This window comes from Enterococcus sp. AZ015, assembly GCF_050499225.1.
GTDB classification, from domain to species: domain Bacteria; phylum Bacillota; class Bacilli; order Lactobacillales; family Enterococcaceae; genus Enterococcus_D; species Enterococcus_D entomosocium.
In genome coordinates, this window is sequence record NZ_JBMHEX010000001.1 from 3,376,550 (window position 1) to 3,392,956 (window position 16,407).

The window sequence follows — 16,407 nt, forward strand, 5'->3', positions numbered from 1 at the left end:
CCAATCCTATCCGTTTATTCCTTGATTCCGATTCATTGAAAAGCAAACCCTACATTTAAAAATAGTTTATTTATATATGTATGATAAACGACTTAATCATTATAAGATTATAATGACTAGTTTTCCGTCCTTTCAGTGAGAAATACAAAAAAACTTGAAACGATTCTCCTCCTAATCACTTAAGAGGATTCGTTCCAAGTTTCTTTCTTTATAGACGATCTTTTTTAGGAAAAAACAGCCGCTTATTTCCCATTTTCTTTCACATAGTCAGAGGATTGCGCGCCTGCTTGGCGACCAAAGACCATAATGTCGGCTACAGCATTGCCGCCGATTCGATTTTGTCCGTGGATACCGCCGGTCACTTCACCTGCTGCATACAAGCCAGTGATTGGTGTGCCATCTTCTTTCAACACTTGGGTCTTCGTATTGATCTTGACGCCGCCCATTGTATGGTGGATCCCAGGTGCAATTTGAATCGCATAGAATGGCCCTTCCGTCAAATCATAGTCCATCGCCGTTTCACGACCAAAATCTTTGTCGGCTTTTTCTGCCACTGCTTGGTTCCATGTATCTAAAGTTTTCTTCAAGGTTGCTGGATCGACATCGATTTTTTCAGCTAACGCTTCGATGGTGTCAGCTTCTACCACTACACCTTGTTCTTTGTAGTAATCGACTTGTTTGGCTCTACCTGCTAACGCATTGTCAAAAATCAAGTAGGCATAGCTTTCTGGCAGATCCGTAATAGCAGCTGAAACATTGTCGCGGGTTTCTAATTCATTGTAGAAACGTTCCCCTTGTTGGTTCACCAAAATGGCGCCTTCTCCACGAACGGTTTCACTGATCAACATACCTGTATCTTGAACCACTGTTGGATGGACTTGGATTTGATCCATATCAACCGTTGCGCCGCCTAATTCTTCGATCATCTTGATGCCATCGCCTGTACTTCCTTCAGAAGTCGTGCTGACATAGCCTTTCAGATCTGGACGATATTTTTCGATCAGTTCTTTGTTGGAGCCAAAACCACCAGTAGTAACAACCACTGCATCACCAGCGATTTCTTTTTCTTCGCCATTGATTTTCACGTTGACGCCAGTGACTTTGCCGTCTGTTTCATTGATTTTTGTCACATCAGCATTTACAAATAAAGGAATTTCTTGCTCATGAATGTTTCTCAACAGGCCATCCACCAAATACGTACCGACTGCTGAACCGTCGTGAGGACGATGGATCCGTTTTACACTGGCACCGCCGCTGTAACTGATATTGTCTAAAGTGATCCCCATTGAATCCAACCAATCAATCGCTGAAGCAGAGTTGTCTACTAAATAATGCAGCAATTCTTGATCGTTGGTTCCTTTACCACCTTTAAGGGTATCTTCAAAAAATTGTTCATTCGAATCTTCAATGCCTTGGGCTTCTTGGAATTTGGTTTCTGATGCGTTCATTCCGCCAGAAGATTTCAAGGTATTTCCGCCTGCGATCGGCATTTTTTCTAAAATGACTGGATTCATTCCAGCATCTTTAGCCGACAAGGCTGCTGCCATCCCTGCACCGCCAGCACCAACGATGACGATATCATATTGATCTTTTAACTCTGCTGGATCGGTATACTCTTGTTGGGAAGCACCTGAAGTGACTTCACTTTCTGAAGAAGAGCTTGCCGCACTGCTGCTGGCTTTTGTACCGCCATCGGCACCACATGCACTAAGCAACAATAATGAGGCTGCCCCAATCACCCATTTTGACCATCCACTTTTTTTCATTTGTTTCCCTCCGTTTTTCTTGCTCTTTTCTCCTCACTGATCCCCGTCATATATGATGAGAAAAGAAGCATTTTTCTTGCGAACCCTGCTTAACTTGTTACTTTATTAACAATGGTAAACATCTTGCGATCGGACTATTTTTCTATTCGATAGCGATAAAAACATTGTTTAAGCAACGTTTCAACAGAGTTCTATTTTATTTAACCATTGTAACAAAAAAAGAAACTAAGTGTCTCGTAATAATTTGTGTATATTTTAACTATCCATTCTCATCTTTTTCTAATTTTATTGGAAAAAGATACTATATTTTCCTCGCTACTTTCTTCTATTCAAAGCTGCCACAAAGGTCCCGCTCATAGAATGACCGTTAAGTTCGCGGTCAAAAAGATATTGCCGCGATTGTTCTTTCACTGTTCTTTTCTCTTTGTCCTGCGCCTTCTTTTGTATAATAAAAGAAAAAGCAGAAATGGAGTGGCAAATGGAAAAATTGACCCGGATGTTCGAGCGAGTGATCAGTATCTGTATTGATAGCATGTTAGCGATCTTAGTCGTTGTCGTCTTGATTTTTATGGGAAAAGCGATTTTTATGATCAGCACGACGCTCTTTCCTTTAAGTGAAGCGCCCCACCTGTCCTTTTTGATTGAAGAAATTGCCACGTTATTCATCTTGTTAGAAATCATTTTGATGTTGCTGCGGTATATGAAGGACGGACACCATATTCCCGTCCGTTACTTGATTTTGATCAGTATTACTGCGATTTTGCGCGAGCTATTGCTGACGCAAGGCATGGCGAACGATGCCCTATTTTTTGCTCTAGCGATTTTTGTCTTGGTACTCGTCTTGCTAGTCCTGCAAAAAATCAATGCCTTCCAGCATGCCCAAGAAAAAGACCACTGAAACTAGCCCGTCGGATCAGTTGGGTTCAGTGGCTTTTTCGGGATCAGTTAGAGGAATACCAATATAAAAGGTGGTTCCTTTAGGCGTACTTGTAACATCAATCAACCAGTCGTTTTTTTCCACGATTGAAGAGACAGTGAAGAGTCCTAGACCAGTACCGCCAGTGGCACTCTTGGTCGTGAAGAAGCGGGTAAAGATTTTTTCTTGGATTGCTTCTGGTATGCCGGGACCGTTGTCGACGATTTCGATCAAAGCAAACTCCTGTTGTGCGGAGAAAGCTTGCTTACGAAATGGAAAGGTGGCGCTTTCTGTCGAAGTGCGACTCAATCGAATGCTGCAATCGGCATTTGCTTGGTACACATTCATCAACAAATTGTAAATGATGACTTGCAGATCGATCTTCTCGTAGACGGCATATCCTACTTCTTGGATATCATACGTAAGGGAAAAGGCTTTTGGCAACAGTGCGCGCATAGTATCAATGGCTTCTGTCAAGGTAGTAGCGATCGACTGCACAGTTTTATCGGCACTTTCGAGTTTCGAAAAACGTAGCACATTGCTGGATAACTCTTTGCCTTTTTCCGCCGCTTTGCAGACTTCTTGCAAGTCCTCCACTAAGACTTCATCGTGTTGGTTTTCCTCGATCAGCAATTGCAGATGACCAATCATAGGCGTCAAAAAGTTGTTTAGGTCATGGACGATTGAGGTCGTTAGCAAGCCAATGGTTTCCAGTTTTGATTCTTGCAAAATGTTTTTTTCGATTTCGTGCTTTTCTTTTAACAGCCGTTGTCGTTCTTTCAATGCTTGGTTTTCGACATAGGCTTGATTGCGTTTCATGTAGTTTTTGATCAGTACGGTCAATAAAATCATAATGACAAACAACAAACCCAGCAGGCCGATCAAAATCAAGTTGTCTTGTAAGAAGAGACCGCTTTGCTCCAAAAAATCGGCATTGCTGGCGACGATCAGCCGACTGTCGCCGATGGTGATCCATTGATAAGCAGCCAATTTCAGCACTTTTTGCAGTGTTTCTTCGTTCCACCAATAAGAATAATAGACGGAGGTGCCTTCTTCATTGTCGATTTGTTCTTGCTCCAAGCGCTCAAGATCGGTGAAATCCAGCTCTGGAAATTCTTTTTTGCGGCTCTCAACGATGGAAAAACCAATTTGTTCGTCCGATGGGTGCATAACGATCCGCATATCGGCGTTTTTGACCATCGTATAGCCGGAAACATTGCGATCGGTGGTAAATTCATGATGATACATGCGCTGCAGATTCAAAGGCATCACAAGAACCGCTTCTTTGTCGTCAAGGGTTAGGGACTGATACACATTTAAATAGGCCTCTTTACCATCGAAATAGACTTGCCCATTTTGTACCTGCCGACCCGCCAATACTTTGTCTAAGGATGGATCTTTAAATAACAGTTCCTGCATCGTTGGATCTTGTGGTTTATTGATAGACGTTGCGGTATTTTGGGCGATGACCTGACCCGTTTGGTCGATCAAAAACAATCCGACCATGGCATTGTTCGCGGAATTGATCACTGGTAACGTTAAGGGGCGCTGCAAATCAGCCAAGGCGGCACCTTCGAGGTGGTCATCGGCATAATTGGCAAGAGCCATGTGGTACGATTCGATACTACGGCTGATCAGCTTGATCGCCGCTTGGTTGACCGTTTCTAACTGCCGCAACCCGACGGTTTCAGCTTGTCTTTGTGCGCTTTTATAACTTGTAAAGGTAAAAATAAGTCCAATCAATGTAATGAATAAGGTAGCGACCACGCTTAAATACAGCCAAAACTTTGATGGCGGTTTCATTGTAAACCCCTTTCATATTTACTATAATACTATTGATACAGGAGGCGGATATTTTGCGAGATGAAAAAATTTTAATCGTTGATGATGACCCTGCTATTCGGCGGCTGATTTGGAAATCTTTACAATCGACGGGCATTTTGATCTACCAGACTGATTCCGTTGAAAAAACGATTGCGATCAATTCTCGTGTCAGCTTTGATCTTTTTTTACTGGATATCAGTTTGGAGCATGAAAATGACGGCTATCATTTGGCACAACTGATTCGAGAAGAAAACCCCACGGTGCCGATCGTCTTTTTGAGCGGTAAAAGTGACGAAAAAGATATGATCAACGGCTATGAGATTGGCGCTGACCACTACATTACGAAGCCTTTTTCACCGGCACTCTTAAAAGCACAAATCGTTTCGATTCTAGATCGCCGCAACGTGCTGCGAGAAAAAGGGATCGCTAAACCGGAAGGAGATCTGTGCAGCGGCATGTTTCGTTTTGACCAAAAACGCTATCAGTTTTTCAAAAATGATCAGCCCATCAAGTTGTCTTCAAAAGAAATCATGCTGATGCGCTTTTTCATGGAAAATCCGGATCAAGTGTTCTCGAAAGAACAGATTTACAGCAATGTTTGGCAAGATGGCCAATTCGATGCCAATACCGTGATGGTTTTTATCAATCATCTGCGAAACAAAATTGAAGATGAGCCGAAGCAAGCCCGTTTTTTGAAAACCGTTTGGGGGATCGGCTATACCTTTTTACCAGAAGGAGACGCCTTCTAGCTGCAAGAAATAAAGGGCCAAGGCTAAAAGATCCGCCGAGCCGCCGGGACTCAAATGGCGTGCAATCAATACTTGATCATAGGTCGTTAATTCACGAAGCAAGTCTGTATCCGACAGATTGGCTTCGTGAATTTTTTGCATCTCCTGCTGCACTGTCTTCATCGCCTCGTAGCCGCCTCGGTGGACGAGGTTGCTGTCTTCGGTTTCACTCATTAGATAGACCAACCCTCGTAACAAGGAAACGGAGGTTTTTTGTGGTTGCTGCCGTAAGTACTCCAGCAGTTTTTTAACCGTTGGATAACCAGCTGCGGCTTCTCCACGAATCCCCATCGTGCCGTAGGTTAAATAATTTTTTTCTCCGTAAGACAACTGGTCTTTGTGGGTGATTTGCTGCAGGTCTTGCTTGACCAAATGCTGGCAGATGTCGGCGGCAAGCTGCAGGATCTGATTGGTATCTTCAGCCGTCAGCACAGCCTTGTCATGCTGTTGATAATAGACTCCTGTCGCCCCCAACAAAACTGCAAAGGAAAAGTTCGCCCCTTTGTGGGTATTGATGCCTTTGGTTGCCTGAAGCATCGCTTCTTCTGCTTCTTGACCGATCCCACGTAACTGGTCAAACAGCTGGATCAGGGCGCCTGTATGGGCAAAGCCAGCTTGGCTATAGCGCTGAAAAAAAGGCGCCAAACAAGTGATACTATTGATAAAGGTAAACACATTCATGTCCTGATGCGCACCAGAGGAGCAAGGATCTACTAAACCAGGCTTGGGTGCTAACGCTACCTCATAATGCAGCGCATTGACTGCATAGCTGCTGGCGATAAAAAGACGGGAATCAGTCAATTTTTCTTCGCTCCATTTCAGCAAGAATAAATTGCAGGGAGTGATCCAAATGTTCATGGGTCAACAACGTGATCTGTTCCGTGTCATTGGTTCTCATGCCGCGATAAATCAGCCAATGTTCCGCCAATGCCGCATCCCTTCTTCTAGAAGAGCGAATCGCAATGTCACGAAAATAAACGAGGTACGCTTGCAGATCCAGCACGATACTTTTTAACCGCAGCATCTGGCTTTTTTCGTAAATAAACGCATTGAAGTCAGAAAAGTTTTTCAAGACCCCATCCACATCATCCTCACGATTCAGCTGTTCGCCATGTTCTAACAAGCAGCGCATCTCCCGGAAATCCTCCTCACTCATCAAGGCCATTGCTTTGATAGTCGCCAATGTATCCAATGATTTGCGGATATCGTAAATCTCATAAGCATCTTTGATACTGATCCCTTTTACGACGATGCCGATTTTTGGTACGTGTTCCACCAGTTTTTCAGCCACCAGCTGCGTCATGGCGTAACGAATTGGGGTCCGGCTGATGTTTAACGTATCGGAAAATTCTTTCTCATTGATGCGAGAGCCTGCGGGAATGTCTCCTAAAATGATGGTTTTTTTGAACGCTTCATAGATCAAATCTTTTAATGGTTTATTTTTGGTCAGATCCAGATTTTTATTTACTGCATCAATAATTGGATTCATGATTTACTCCTATCATACTAAAAACAAATGAGATTTTTGGGAAAAAATAGATATATCGATAAACAAGGAAAACTACCGAGCAAAATGGCAGCCTGCTCGATAGTTTCTTTATGAAGTTACTGTGGAATATAAAACGGCATATGACCCAATAGTACGATCGTAACGACAAAGATCACGAAAATCCCCAGTGCGTATTTCGCCGCTTCTTTTTGCCATTGCCCCATATCTAAGCCAGTCAAGCGCAATAGCAAGTAGATGAAGGCAACCAATGGACTTAACAAGTGGAACGCTTGGCCCATTAAGGACGCCAAGGCCATCTGCATATTGGTGAAGCCATACGAACGACCCGCTTCTGCTAAGACCGGTAGAACCCCAAAGTAAAACCCATCATTGGAAATAAAGAAAGTCCCAGGTGCAGAGATCAGGGCGATAACTATGCCCCAGAAACCAGCCAATTGTTTAGGAATGATTTGCGTGAAACTATTCGCTAAGGCAGTAGCCATCCCAGAGCCTTGGAACAAGCCCATGAAGACGCCTGCTGCAAAAACTAAAATTACTACTTGAACAGCATCGCCGCCGTTGGCACCGATCCGTGACGATTGATCTTTCAAAATTGGGTAGTTGACCATCAATGCGATACAAGTACCTACAAGGAATAACAAGATTGGTGGTAAAGCGATACTAGAAATAAAGGAGCTTGCTACTAACCAGCCAATCAAGACGATCGTTAAGATACCATTGAAGACAAAGTTTTTCGGACGACGGATCGCTAATGTATCAGGATCAGTCACAGTCGTCATTTCTAATATCTCATCGTTCGTCAGTTCCGTAACCCCTAAACGTTTCCGTTCTTGGATCCCCATTCTGCGAGCCACGAAGAAAATCACATATAACAGAGACAAAATCATTCCTGGCAACAAATAAGAAAGAATATCCGCATCAACTTCCAGCACGGCCATTGCTCGGGCAGTCGGTCCGCCCCATGGCAATAAGTTCATGATGGTGTTTTGCAAAATGATCAAGACACCAAGGTTCATCATTTTCATATTCAGCTTCTTGTAGATGGGAATAAACGCAGAACAACAAATCAAGGTAGTGGTCGTTCCATCACCGTTCAAAGAGACCGCAGCGGCAACGACTGCCGTTGCCATCAAGACTTTCATCGGATCGCCTTTAGCAAAATAAATCATTTTTTTCGTGATTGGATCAAACAAACCGGCATCCAACATAATGGAAAAGTACAAAATCGCAAACAGCAACATGATTCCTGTGTTGGCTGTTGTCGAGATGCCCTCAAGGACAAAATCACCGATGTTGCCTTTTTCGGAAACACCAGCAACCATCGCAACGAGGGTAAATAGTAATGGGATAATTACTAAGGATGTAAAGGGTGACATTTTTTTCTTCATGATGACAAACATGAAGACAATAATCATGGCATAGGACAAAATTGTTAAGAACATTTTCTTCTTCCTTTCATGCATCGAAATGTGTAAGCGTTATCAAAAAACATTTTAAAAAAATTACAGGCCCGTAATTTGTTAGCGACAAGCGTCACTAGTTTGTGAATATTTTTCTTTTCTTAAAGGAAATAATGTTATTGAATGCTTTACACGTCTAAGAATAAACAATCAAGAAATAGAAAAAAAGACCCGTTTAAAAAAAGAACAGCAAAAAAACAATTTCTCTTTTCAAATCTTATTTTTCGTTTAAAAAGTTCTTAACAGAATATTAACGCAAGAAAAACCTTGATAAATCAACGTTTATATCGATTTTTCACTCTTTTCTCAAAAAAGGAACACTGAAAAAACAATTTTCAGCCGAAATAAATCTCGCTGATTGAACGGGAGTTTCTATAATGAAAGGGAACGAATCATTGAGAAAGGAGAAACCCATGAATCTTATTAAAAGATTGTTCAAAAAAACGCATGATGAACCAGATGCGCCTGTCAGTCCTCCTCTGAAGCCAAGGGAAATGATAGCGGACCCACCCGCGTCTGATTGGCAAGAAGTGTCGGGCTATCAGCCGGCGCCTGCAGAAGATTATCCGTTAGTCAGTCTGATAGCCGCCGCACTAGGTGCCGAGTGTTCCCCTGAAAGTCAGTTTGTCATTCGAAGAATTGAGAAACGCAATCCTGAATTTAAGCGAGTCACCCTGATTGCCGCCAGTATTGCCGCAGGAGAGCTGCCTGATTCTCAGTTCACAATCAAAAAAATAGCCAAAAAAAATGAAAACAAGTGAGGGAAAAACATGTTACGTAAATTTAAAATAGCGATCGATGGGCAAGAATACCTTGTCGAAATGGAAGAAATCGGTGCCCCGCAACCTACCGCTCCTGCCCCAGCAGTGCCAACACCGGCTCCAGCAGCGGCACCCGCTCAACCAGAACCAGTCAGCACACCAGAACCAGAAGTAGCACCACAGCCAGCGCCAGGTACGCTTCCTGCTGACGGCGAGCCGATTCATTCTCCAATGCCGGGAACGATTTTACGTCTCTTGGTCAATGTGGGGGATACTGTGCAAGAAAACCAATCATTGATGATTTTAGAAGCCATGAAAATGGAAAATGAAATCGTGGCACCAAAAGCAGGAACCGTTGTTGCCATTGCAGTCAATGCGGGCGACATGGTCAACCCAGGAGAACTGCTGATTACGATCGGCTAATTTATTGAAAAGGAAGTGACGTAGTGGAAACGTTAATTGAAGGTGTAGTCGGGTTAGGATCGGAGCCGGGACGGATCGTTATGATGCTCATCGGTGGTCTATTGATGTATTTGGGGATCAAGAAAGAATATGAACCAACCTTGTTGGTCCCTATGGGATTGGGCACGTTGTTAGTGAACTTCCCGAACTCAGGTGTGTTAAGTGCTGGTGGAGAAGCTGGCCCGTTCCAAGTATTGTTTGATATGGGGATCTCAACTGAATTGTTCCCTTTGCTTTTGTTTATCGGGATTGGTGCGATGATCGACTTCGGTCCATTGCTGCAAAATCCATTTCTTTTATTGTTTGGTGCCGCTGCGCAATTCGGGATCTTCTTTACGATCATCGTTGCCGTGCTGCTTGGTTTTGATTTAAACGACGCAGCTTCCATCGGGATCATCGGTGCCGCTGACGGACCAACGTCGATTTTTGTCGCAAATACGCTGAACTCGAAATATATGGGTGCGATCATGGTAGCAGCTTACTCTTACATGGCGCTAGTACCGATCATTCAACCGGTAGCCATCAAAGCTGTGACGACCAAGCACGAACGAAAAATCCGCATGACGTATCGTGCCGGTGAAGTTTCGCAAACGGCAAAAATTTTGTTCCCGATCGTGATCTCGATCGTAGCAGGGTTGATTGCTCCTGTTTCATTGCCATTGGTCGGATTTTTGATGTTCGGAAATCTCTTGCGGGAATGTGGTGTCTTAGATCGTTTGTCCATCACCGCTCAAAACGAACTGGTGAATATCATCAGTATCCTCCTAGGTTTATCAATTTCTGTGAAAATGCAATATGAAGAATTTTTACAAGTCGATACATTGATGGTTATTGGTTTAGGGCTGGTTGCCTTCATTATGGACTCGGTCGGCGGCGTGTTGTTTGCGAAAGTGCTGAACTTGTTCCGTAAAGAAAAAATCAACCCAATGATCGGTGCAGCTGGTATCTCTGCGTTTCCAATGTCTAGTCGTGTCATCCAAAAAATGGCGACAGATGAAGATCCGCAAAACTTTATCTTAATGCATGCAGCCGGTGCCAACGTTTCAGGACAGATTGCTTCGGTCATCGCCGGTGGCTTACTGCTGGCACTGATTGCTTAGGTCACTAGAAAGGAGAGGAAAATTATGAGTCAAGATTTACTGACTTCATTTGAATTGTTGTTATTCGGTTGGGGCGGCGTCTTTGTCGTGATCCTGATCATCTACTTCGCATCCTTGCTTTTGTCGAAGCTCTTCCCAGTAAAAAAATAAAGAAGGCATTGTATGTATACCCTAAAAAGAATCTGGCTGCAAAAAGATCCGGAAGTCTTTTTGCAATGGCAAAAATTGATCACCCGTGCTGGCTTAGCCGTCGGTGAAGAAGTTGCCTATACCGTCGGCATTTTTGACCAGCAAACCTTGATTGCTACTGCTTCTTGCTATGCCAATATCATCAAGTATGTGGTGGTCTGTGAAAAAAAACGCTCCGAACAGCTGTTGACGCAATTGATTTCGCACCTTAGCGATCATATCAAAGACGAGGGCTATACTAAGTCCTTCGTCTATACAGCACCGAAAAATCGTCTGTTTTTTGAATCTCTCGGGTTTCGTGAAGTGCTCGCTGCGCAAGACATCTTGTTCATGGAACAAGGCGTTCCTTCTTATGAAAGCTATGCCCAACAACTGCAACGGCAGCGAATCGGACAAAACAACGGCGCGATCGTGATGAACGCCAATCCTTTTACCAAGGGACATTTGTACTTAGTCGAAACGGCTGCGAGTCAAAAAGAACAGGTTTATGTGTTCGTTTTATCAGAAGACCGCTCGCAATTTTCTGCCAGTGAACGGCTGCAGATGGTGATGGATGGCGTGGCTCACCTGCCAAATGTAACGGTGCTGCCAACCAACAACTATCTCGTCTCTTCGGCAGTTTTTCCCAGTTATTTCTTGAAAGAGCAAGCACCTGAGGCGATCGCCAAAAAACAAGCCGCCTTTGATGCAACCCTCTTCAAAGAAAAAATTGCCCCGCTGTTGGCGATCACCACGCGTTTTGTAGGCTCAGAGCCTTATTCGCCCGTGACCCAACTCTACAATGAGGCGATGGCTGCCGTTTTTTCTCCCGAGCTTGAACTGATCGTGATCGACCGTCTGAAGATCAACCAATCAACCGTTTCGGCTACAAACGTTCGGAAAGCGATTGCAGAAAAAGATATACCTTCCTTGCAGCAATTTTTGCCAGAAACAACGTTCTCATTTTTAATGCAGCATAACTATATTTAGAGGTGATAATAAGTGGAAATCAAAAAAAGTGCGGTTGCCGGCTCCGTTGAATCCAGTGATATCTTGATCGCGATCGAGCCCACCACAACCCAAACCATCGAGCTGACCCTCGATAGCAGTGTCGAAAAACAATTCGGCAAACAAATTCGCGCCGTCATCCTTGAGACGCTGAACCATCTAGGCGTGACACAGGCCAAAATCACCGCCACCGATAAAGGCGCATTGGACTGTACCATCAAAGCCCGAACTCTGACAGCCGTTCATCGGGCCGCCGAACAAGAACAGTATGCTTGGAAGGAGATCGACACATGGAACGTTTAAGAAGAACGATGATGTTTGTACCAGGAGCTAACGCTGCCATGCTACGGGATGCGCCATTGTATGGCGCCGATTCCGTTATGTTTGATTTAGAAGATGCGGTCTCCTTGAATGAAAAAGACTCTGCTCGGACCCTGGTGCATTTTGCCTTAAAAACCTTTGACTATTCTGCCATCGAAACCGTCGTGCGCATCAACGGCCTCGACACGGTGGGTGCCCTTGATATCGAAGCGATGGTCCTAGCGGGGGTCAACGTCATTCGACTACCGAAAACCGAAACCGCCCAAGATATCATTGACGTTGCCGCTGTGATCACACAAGTAGAAGAAGAAAACGATCTGCCTGTAGGAACCACCAAAATGATGGCTGCCATCGAGTCGGCCGAAGGCGTTTTAAATGCCCGAGACATCGCCACAGCTTCCGACCGCTTGATCGGGATCGCTTTAGGGGCAGAAGATTATGTCACCAATATGAAAACCCGTCGCTACCCAGATGGGCAAGAATTGTTGTTTGCCCGCAGTATGATTTTGCATGCAGCTAGAGCTGCAGGGATCGCCGCCATCGATACCGTCTTTTCTGATATCAATGACACCGATGGCTTTCTCGCTGAAACGACTCGCATCAAGCAGCTTGGTTTTGACGGAAAATCAGTGATCAATCCACGGCAGATTCCCCTAGTCAATGGGATCTATGCGCCTTCAAAAGCCGAGATCCAACAGGCCAAAGAAGTGATCTGGGCCATTCGCGAAGCCGAAAGCAAAGGTTCTGGTGTGATCTCCTTGAATGGCAAAATGGTCGATAAACCAATCGTTGAGCGAGCGGAACGCGTGATTGCCCTTGCCAAAGCAGCGAAATTGATTACCGAGGAGGAAGTGTAATTATGGTGTTAAACAAAGCAGGAAAAGACATCCCTGAATGCTATGCCAACCAATACGGGGTCTTTGAAAATGAAACGGCCAATATCCATGCCTACAAAGAAGCGAGTCGCAAGATCGAGCCAGTCCTGCCGGGCAAAAGCAAGGTCTTGGGCAGTATTCGTGAAGCCATTGAAAAAACAGGGTTAACGGACGGCATGACGATCTCCTTCCACCATCATTTTCGCGAAGGGGATTTTATCATGAATCTCGTTTTAGATGAGATCGCAAAAATGGGCATCAAGAATCTTGCGATTGCCCCTAGTTCCATCGCCAATGTCCATGAACCATTGATCGGACATATCAAATCTGGCGTCGTAACCAATATCACCTCCAGCGGTCTGCGGGACAAAGTCGGTGCCGCAATCTCCGAAGGCATTATGGATGCTCCAGTCATTATCCGTTCTCATGGCGGTCGGGCTCGTGCCATTGCCGCCGGCGATATCCACATCGATGTCGCCTTCTTAGGGGCCCCTAGCTCAGATGCGTATGGCAATGCCAATGGCACCGTCGGAAAAGCAACCTGCGGCTCATTGGGCTATGCGATGGTCGATGCAAAATACGCCGACCAAGTCGTGATCATCACCGACACCCTGGTACCGTTTCCAAATACCCCAATCAGCATCCCCCAAACGGATGTCGATTATGTCGTGGAAGTCGACGCCATCGGTGATCCTGCAGGGATCGCAAAAGGGGCGACCCGCTTTACCAAAAATCCAAAAGAATTGCTGATTGCTGAGTATGCAGCCAAGGTCATCACCAGCTCGCCTTACTACCAACAAGGCTTCTCCTTCCAAACCGGAACAGGCGGTGCCGCATTAGCCGTTTCTCGTTTTTTACGCGAAGCGATGATCAAAGATGAGATCAAAGCCAGCTTTGCCCTCGGCGGCATTACCAATGCCATGGTGGAACTGTTAGAAGAAGGATTAGTGGAAAAACTGATCGATGTCCAAGACTTTGATCATCCTTCCGCGCAATCGCTAGGGAAAAACGCCAATCATTACGAGATCGATGCCAATATGTATGCCTCACCGTTAAGCAAAGGGGCGTTTATCAATCAATTGGATACCGCCATTCTTTCCGCACTGGAAGTCGACACGGATTTCAACATCAATGTCATCACCGGTTCTGACGGTGTGATCCGCGGTGCCTCTGGCGGCCACTCAGATACTAGTATGGCGTGCAAAATGAGCTTAGTGATCGCTCCTCTTGTGCGGGGACGGATCCCAACAATCGTCGATACCGTCAACACGATCGTCACGCCAGGCGCCAGTATTGATGTCGTCGTTACGGAAATCGGGATCGCCATCAATCCTGCTCGCAAAGACTTGATCAGCCATTTTGAAGCATTGGATATTCCCCAGTACACCATTGAAGAATTAAAAGAAAAAGCCTACAGCATTGTCGGTCAACCCGAACCAATCAAGTACGGGGAAAAAACCGTCGCTTTGATCGAATACCGCGATGGCACGATCATTGATGTGGTCAAAAATGTCTGATGCCCTATTTTCAGGAACCCCTGTGACGCTAACCGATATGCTGCAGGCGCGAGAAAATAGAAGCTCCCTTCAACGGGAGCTTCTCGCTGCGGATGAAAAAGCGGCATTGCTTGTTGCCACCATGAATATTCCCGGTCCCGTGAAAAATTCTGTCCCATTGACCGCCGTTTTTGAAGAACTCATTACGGAAATCGAAGAGGCCGTCAAGGAACTGATTCCACTGGCAAACCTCTACCGTAGTTTGGAAACCGGACCGGAATATTATCTCGTACTGCCCACAGATCCTTATGAACTAAAACGAATGATGGTTCAGATTGAGACCCATCATCCTTATGGTCGATTGGTGGATCTGGATGTCTTAGCCAAAAACCAAGACCAGCTTTTACCTATCAGCCGCACCGAAATCGGACTGCCGACAAGAAGCTGCTACGTCTGTGAACAAGATGCCAAAGTTTGTGGCCGTTCTAGAACTCATAGCGTAGCAGATATACAGCAGCAGATCCGTAAAATCATTCAGGAAAGAGTGAAAGAATGAAAAAAATCCAATTTACCGAAACCGTCTTGCGGGACGGCCAACAAAGTCTGATCGCTACACGAATGCCTACCAGCGATATGCTACCGATTTTAAAAACCATGGATCAAGCGGGCTATCATGCCTTGGAAATGTGGGGCGGCGCAACCTTCGATGCTTGTCTGCGTTTTTTAAATGAAGACCCATGGGAAAGATTGCGCGCAATCCGCAAAGAAGTGAAAAAGACCAAACTACAAATGCTCTTACGGGGGCAAAATCTCTTAGGGTACAAAAACTATGCCGATGACGTCGTTGCTGACTTTGTGACCAAATCGGTTGAAAACGGCATCGACATTCTTCGTTTGTTTGATGCCTTAAATGATGTCCGCAATTTAGAAACCGCCATCCGCGCCACAAAAGCAGCCGGCGGACACTGTCAAACAGCAATCTCTTATACTACTAGCCAAATCCATACGGTGGATTACTTCGTCGACCTTGCCCATAAAATGGCAAACCTCGGCGCCGATTCCATCTGTATCAAAGATATGGCAGGCGTTTTGACACCGCAAACTGGCTACGAGCTGGTCAGCCGAATCAAAGATGCCGTCGATCTACCGCTAGAAGTCCATACCCATGCCACCAGCGGCATCGCTGAGATGACTTACTTAAAAGTTGCGGAAGCTGGCGCAGACATCATTGATACCGCCATCTCCTCCTTTGCTGGCGGCACCAGTCAGCCAGCAACCGAATCTGTGGCAATCGCCTTAGAAGATTGCGGCTTTGCTACGGGACTTGATTTGCAGAAAGTCGCTGAGATTGCTGAACATTTCAATCCCGTTCGTGATCGTTTCCGCGAAGAAGGACTACTGAACCCGAAAGTCAAAGATATCGAACCTAAAACCTTGATCTATCAAGTACCTGGTGGCATGTTGTCAAACCTACTCAGCCAATTGACGGAACAAGGATTGCAAGACAAGTATGAAGAAGTCCTAGCAGAAGTACCAAAAGTCAGAGCAGACTTGGGCTATCCGCCACTAGTGACCCCATTGTCGCAAATGGTCGGTACCCAAGCCTTGATGAATGTGATTTCAGGAGAACGTTACAAACTTGTCCCAAGTGAGATCAAAGATTACGTCAAAGGACTTTACGGTCAATCGCCAGCACCCATCACCGACGAAATCAAAGAAACAATCATCGGAGATGCTGAAGTGATCACCGTCAGACCAGCTGATCTACTGGCACCACAACTGCCAGCCTTTCGGGAAGAAATCGCTGAGTATGCCCAAAGTGAAGAAGACGTGCTGATGTACGCCCTCTTCCCTCAGCAAGCCCAAGACTTTTTAGGCCGACGAGAAGATCCCTTTTATGATGTCCCCGTACAGACCGTGTCTGTGAGGATTGCGGTGGATTAACAACGAAG

General features: G+C 45.2%; 17 protein-coding genes. 12 read left to right on the plus strand and 5 right to left on the minus strand.

Annotation, left to right across the window (positions count from 1 at the left end):
• Nucleotides 1–242 precede the first annotated feature (242 nt).
• Entirely contained in the window at nt 243–1,766 is a 1,524-nt protein-coding gene (locus tag IGK85_RS15820; protein WP_008381852.1) for a flavocytochrome c, read from the minus strand.
• A gap of 478 nt (nt 1,767–2,244) precedes the next feature.
• On the opposite strand from IGK85_RS15820, the gene IGK85_RS15825 reads away from it, so the two are divergent.
• Nucleotides 2,245–2,664 carry a phosphate-starvation-inducible PsiE family protein gene (locus tag IGK85_RS15825; RefSeq protein WP_008381850.1) on the plus strand — a complete coding sequence of 140 codons (420 nt, stop codon included), beginning with the start codon at nt 2,245–2,247 and terminating at the stop codon, nt 2,662–2,664.
• 15 nt (nt 2,665–2,679) lie between these two features.
• On the opposite strand, the gene IGK85_RS15830 is transcribed toward IGK85_RS15825, so the two are convergent.
• Nucleotides 2,680–4,485 carry a sensor histidine kinase gene (locus tag IGK85_RS15830; RefSeq protein ID WP_008381848.1) on the minus strand — a complete coding sequence of 602 codons (1,806 nt, stop codon included), beginning with the start codon at nt 4,483–4,485 and terminating at the stop codon, nt 2,680–2,682.
• 53 nt (nt 4,486–4,538) lie between these two features.
• On the opposite strand from IGK85_RS15830, the gene IGK85_RS15835 reads away from it, so the two are divergent.
• Nucleotides 4,539–5,255, plus strand: a complete 717-nt coding sequence (locus tag IGK85_RS15835) for a response regulator transcription factor (protein WP_008381846.1) — start codon at nt 4,539–4,541, stop codon at nt 5,253–5,255.
• Here IGK85_RS15835 and citG read toward each other — a convergent pair.
• The 3 genes from citG to IGK85_RS15850 form a co-directional block, all read right to left on the minus strand.
• Nucleotides 5,232–6,095, minus strand: coding sequence for a triphosphoribosyl-dephospho-CoA synthase CitG (citG, locus tag IGK85_RS15840; protein ID WP_008381844.1), 864 nt, complete (start codon nt 6,093–6,095; stop codon nt 5,232–5,234). The genes IGK85_RS15835 and citG overlap by 24 nt on opposite strands.
• Nucleotides 6,088–6,783, minus strand: a complete 696-nt coding sequence (locus tag IGK85_RS15845; RefSeq protein ID WP_005233081.1) for a GntR family transcriptional regulator — start codon at nt 6,781–6,783, stop codon at nt 6,088–6,090. The genes citG and IGK85_RS15845 overlap by 8 nt, the downstream gene beginning before the upstream one ends.
• 116 nt (nt 6,784–6,899) lie before the next feature.
• On the minus strand, nt 6,900–8,246 hold the full coding sequence (locus tag IGK85_RS15850; RefSeq protein ID WP_008381841.1) for a CitMHS family transporter: 1,347 nt from the start codon (nt 8,244–8,246) through the stop codon (nt 6,900–6,902).
• 395 nt (nt 8,247–8,641) lie between these two features.
• Here IGK85_RS15850 and IGK85_RS15855 point away from each other — a divergent pair, with 395 nt between their 5' ends.
• The 10 genes from IGK85_RS15855 to IGK85_RS15900 are packed head-to-tail and all read left to right on the plus strand — an operon-like array spanning nt 8,642 to nt 16,399.
• Nucleotides 8,642–9,025 (plus strand): hypothetical protein, encoded by a 384-nt coding sequence (locus IGK85_RS15855; RefSeq protein ID WP_005233076.1) that lies wholly within the window; start codon nt 8,642–8,644, stop codon nt 9,023–9,025.
• Between the two features lie 9 nt (nt 9,026–9,034).
• On the plus strand, nt 9,035–9,448 hold the full coding sequence (locus IGK85_RS15860; protein ID WP_005233074.1) for an acetyl-CoA carboxylase biotin carboxyl carrier protein subunit: 414 nt from the start codon (nt 9,035–9,037) through the stop codon (nt 9,446–9,448).
• A gap of 23 nt (nt 9,449–9,471) precedes the next feature.
• Complete coding sequence (locus IGK85_RS15865; RefSeq protein ID WP_005233072.1) at nt 9,472–10,587, plus strand: sodium ion-translocating decarboxylase subunit beta; 1,116 nt, start codon at nt 9,472–9,474, stop codon at nt 10,585–10,587.
• Between the two features lie 24 nt (nt 10,588–10,611).
• On the plus strand, nt 10,612–10,737 hold the full coding sequence (locus IGK85_RS15870) for an OadG-related small transporter subunit (protein WP_008381833.1): 126 nt from the start codon (nt 10,612–10,614) through the stop codon (nt 10,735–10,737).
• A 12-nt stretch (nt 10,738–10,749) separates the two neighbouring features.
• Nucleotides 10,750–11,745, plus strand: a complete 996-nt coding sequence (gene citC, locus IGK85_RS15875) for a [citrate (pro-3S)-lyase] ligase (RefSeq protein ID WP_008381831.1) — start codon at nt 10,750–10,752, stop codon at nt 11,743–11,745.
• A gap of 12 nt (nt 11,746–11,757) precedes the next feature.
• Entirely contained in the window at nt 11,758–12,066 is a 309-nt protein-coding gene (gene citD, locus IGK85_RS15880; RefSeq protein WP_005230465.1) for a citrate lyase acyl carrier protein, read from the plus strand.
• Complete coding sequence (gene citE, locus IGK85_RS15885; RefSeq protein ID WP_005233062.1) at nt 12,054–12,941, plus strand: citrate (pro-3S)-lyase subunit beta; 888 nt, start codon at nt 12,054–12,056, stop codon at nt 12,939–12,941. The genes citD and citE overlap by 13 nt, the downstream gene beginning before the upstream one ends.
• A 2-nt stretch (nt 12,942–12,943) precedes the next feature.
• A complete protein-coding gene (gene citF / locus IGK85_RS15890) occupies nt 12,944–14,476 on the plus strand; it encodes a citrate lyase subunit alpha (protein WP_005233060.1) in 1,533 nt (510 codons plus the stop codon).
• Nucleotides 14,469–15,011 (plus strand): citrate lyase holo-[acyl-carrier protein] synthase, encoded by a 543-nt coding sequence (citX, locus tag IGK85_RS15895; RefSeq protein ID WP_237714968.1) that lies wholly within the window; start codon nt 14,469–14,471, stop codon nt 15,009–15,011. Before citF ends, citX begins: the two co-directional genes overlap by 8 nt.
• Entirely contained in the window at nt 15,008–16,399 is a 1,392-nt protein-coding gene (locus IGK85_RS15900; RefSeq protein WP_008381824.1) for an oxaloacetate decarboxylase subunit alpha, read from the plus strand. The genes citX and IGK85_RS15900 overlap by 4 nt, the downstream gene beginning before the upstream one ends.
• Nucleotides 16,400–16,407 lie beyond the last annotated feature (8 nt).

What these genes read in the sequence shown, in the direction of transcription:
- citX (WP_237714968.1), top strand. Translation starts at nt 14,469, where the DNA reads ATGTCTGATGCCCTATTTTCAGGAACCCCTGTGACGCTAACCGATATG.
- IGK85_RS15855 (WP_005233076.1), top strand. Translation starts at nt 8,642, where the DNA reads ATGAAAGGGAACGAATCATTGAGAAAGGAGAAACCCATGAATCTTATT.
- IGK85_RS15845 (WP_005233081.1), bottom strand. Translation starts at nt 6,783, where the DNA reads ATGAATCCAATTATTGATGCAGTAAATAAAAATCTGGATCTGACCAAA.
- IGK85_RS15830 (WP_008381848.1), bottom strand. Translation starts at nt 4,485, where the DNA reads ATGAAACCGCCATCAAAGTTTTGGCTGTATTTAAGCGTGGTCGCTACC.
- IGK85_RS15820 (WP_008381852.1), bottom strand. Translation starts at nt 1,766, where the DNA reads ATGAAAAAAAGTGGATGGTCAAAATGGGTGATTGGGGCAGCCTCATTA.
- IGK85_RS15870 (WP_008381833.1), top strand. Translation starts at nt 10,612, where the DNA reads ATGAGTCAAGATTTACTGACTTCATTTGAATTGTTGTTATTCGGTTGG.
- IGK85_RS15860 (WP_005233074.1), top strand. Translation starts at nt 9,035, where the DNA reads ATGTTACGTAAATTTAAAATAGCGATCGATGGGCAAGAATACCTTGTC.
- citC (WP_008381831.1), top strand. Translation starts at nt 10,750, where the DNA reads ATGTATACCCTAAAAAGAATCTGGCTGCAAAAAGATCCGGAAGTCTTT.
- IGK85_RS15900 (WP_008381824.1), top strand. Translation starts at nt 15,008, where the DNA reads ATGAAAAAAATCCAATTTACCGAAACCGTCTTGCGGGACGGCCAACAA.
- IGK85_RS15825 (WP_008381850.1), top strand. Translation starts at nt 2,245, where the DNA reads ATGGAAAAATTGACCCGGATGTTCGAGCGAGTGATCAGTATCTGTATT.
- citE (WP_005233062.1), top strand. Translation starts at nt 12,054, where the DNA reads ATGGAACGTTTAAGAAGAACGATGATGTTTGTACCAGGAGCTAACGCT.
- citF (WP_005233060.1), top strand. Translation starts at nt 12,944, where the DNA reads ATGGTGTTAAACAAAGCAGGAAAAGACATCCCTGAATGCTATGCCAAC.
- IGK85_RS15850 (WP_008381841.1), bottom strand. Translation starts at nt 8,246, where the DNA reads ATGTTCTTAACAATTTTGTCCTATGCCATGATTATTGTCTTCATGTTT.